Raw genomic sequence first — 2,471 nt, 5'->3', positions numbered from 1 at the left:
TTATTGGATATGGCAGCGCGTGGGGCGCTGGCTGAGGAGAAAGCACGGAAAAGCGACGTGGCCGAGGCTGCGCCGCCGCTATTATCTCAGCGCCCCGGGACAACGACGGCAATGGACCGAAGGGGCCAAACGCCTGCGGTTTCTCTGTGACGGAGGAACGATGCATTACCCGGATCAGAGCATTGCGAAACCGAACGGATGGACCGCAGACGGAGAGCACCAGCAACGCGAAGGCGTGCGCAGCTTCTGGAATGCGTTTCAACGTCTCAGACATATCTGAGACCCACCCATAGGCGCACGAGCGCCCATGCATGGAGAGCCGGATGCTTGGAAACCTGCACGTCCGGTTCGGGAAGAGAGATGGAGAAACTTGTCTCCGCAAGGAGATGGAGCGCTTCATCTCTACTTTCACCATCGTCTCCATCAGTGTTGATGGAGAAATGATACTCGAGCACCGGACACAATGCTGTAAGGTCGTCAGGACGAGCTGAGACGGGCTAGTCCCTCCCGAGAATTTTTCGAGGGAGGGCGCGCTTATACGTCGTTCCGACGTGCGCTTCGCCGTGCCACTGATCTGATCGCGATGGCGATCTATCATCTTCACGTCAAGGTCATTGGCCGCAAGGTCGGAAGTAGCGCGGTGGCGTCGGCCGCCTACCGCTCCGCCTCGCGGCTTCGCGACGAGCGGCTTGATCGCAGCCACGACTTCTCCGGCAAACGCGGCGTCGTCCATTCCGAGGTGATGCTGCCGGAGAACGCGCCGCAGGCTTGGAGCGACCGCGAACGGCTATGGAATGAGGTCGAGGCGTCCGAGGTTCGTAAGGATGGCCAGCTTGCTCGTGAGGTGGAGTTCGCCCTTCCGCGTGAGATGACGCAGGCACAGGGCATCGAGCTGGCCCACGACTTCGTTCGGGGCGAGTTTGTTGAGCGGGGCATGATCGCCGACCTCAATGTGCATTGGGACATGGCCGAGGACGGCATGGCCAAACCCCATGCCCATGTCATGCTGACCATGCGCGCGGTGAACGAGAACGGCTTTGGTCAGAAGGTACGGGACTGGAACCGCACCGAGATGGTGGAGCGCTGGCGCAGGCGCTGGGCCGAGCTTGCCAATGAGCGCCTGGCCGAACTCGACATCGACGCGCGCATCGACCATCGCAGCCTCGAAGCCCAGGGCATCGCGCTCGAGCCGCAAAGCCAGATCGGGGCGCCCGCCAGGCGCATCGAGGATCGGCATCCCCGGCGACGGGACCGCCGCCGACCGCGCCGAACTGCACCGCGAGATCGCCCGCGGCAATGGGATGCGGATCATCGCCGATCCGTCGCTTGCACTGGAGGCGATGACCCAGCAGCAATCGACCTTCACGCAGCGCGACATGGCGAAGTTCGCGCATCGCAATAGCGACAGGATCGACCAGTTCAACGACGTCATGGGTGCGATGCGCAAGGCACCCGATCTGATTGAACTCGGCAAGGACGCCCGCGGCGAAGATCGCTTCACGACGCGCGAGATGATCGAAGCCGAACAGCGCCTGCACCGCGCCGCAGATCGGATGGCGGAGCGGGAGCGCCATGAGGTGCGGGACGGGGATCGCGAAGCGGCGCTGGCGCGTGCGGAAGCCCGCGGTCTTGTGCTGTCAGGCGAGCAGGCCGATGCGCTGGCGCATATCACGGACGGGCGCGATTTGGGCGTCGTGGTCGGCCATGCCGGGACAGGCAAAAGCGCGATGCTGGGCGTGGCGCGGGAGGCCTGGGAGGCCGCGGGCTACGAGGTCCGGGGCGCGGCGCTCTCCGGCATTGCCGCGGAAAATCTCGAAAGCGGATCGGGCATATCCTCCCGCACCATTGCCAGCCTGGAGCATGGCTGGGAACAAGGCCGAGATCCCCTCACCTCGCGCGATGTCCTGGTCATCGACGAGGCGGGCATGGTGGGCACGCGCCAGCTCGAGCGCGTGCTGTCCCATGCGGCAGAGGCCGGAACGAAAGTGGTGCTGGTCGGCGACATCAGGCAGTTGCAATCCATCGAAGCCGGCGCGGCCTTCCGCTCGATCCATGAGCGGCACGGCGGGGCGGAACTCGGCGAGGTGCGCCGACAGCACGAGGACTGGCAACGGGGCGCGACGCGCGATCTGGCGAACGGCAGGACCGGTCATGCGCTGGAGGCTTATCGCTCCCATGGCATGGTACATGAGGCCCAAACCCGGGAGCAGGCGCGAGGCGATCTGATCGACAGCTGGGATCGCGACCGGCAGGCAGCGCCGGAGCGCAGCCGTATCATTCTCACTCACACCAACGACGAGGTGCGGGCGCTGAACGAGGCGGCGCGCGAACGGATGCGGGCTGCCGGCGATCTCGGGGATGACATCCGCCTGACGGTCGAACGCGGCGTGCGCCGCTTCGCCAGCGGTGACCGCGTCATGTTTCTGCAGAACGAGCGCGGGCTCGGCGTGAAGAACGGCACGCTCGGGATC

At 65.1% G+C, this 2,471-nt stretch carries 2 pseudogenes; both read left to right on the top strand.

Annotation, left to right across the window (positions count from 1 at the left end):
• Nucleotides 1-280, top strand: a pseudogene (locus tag JOZ76_RS34350) (group II intron reverse transcriptase/maturase); the annotation flags it as partial.
• Nucleotides 281-583: 303 nt separating this feature from the next.
• Nucleotides 584-2,471: pseudogene (traA, locus tag JOZ76_RS34345) on the top strand (Ti-type conjugative transfer relaxase TraA); the annotation flags it as partial.

It is taken from the genome of Bradyrhizobium sp. (assembly GCF_019244115.1).
GTDB lineage: Bacteria > Pseudomonadota > Alphaproteobacteria > Rhizobiales > Xanthobacteraceae > Bradyrhizobium.
This window is presented reverse-complemented; position numbering and strand designations above follow the sequence as displayed.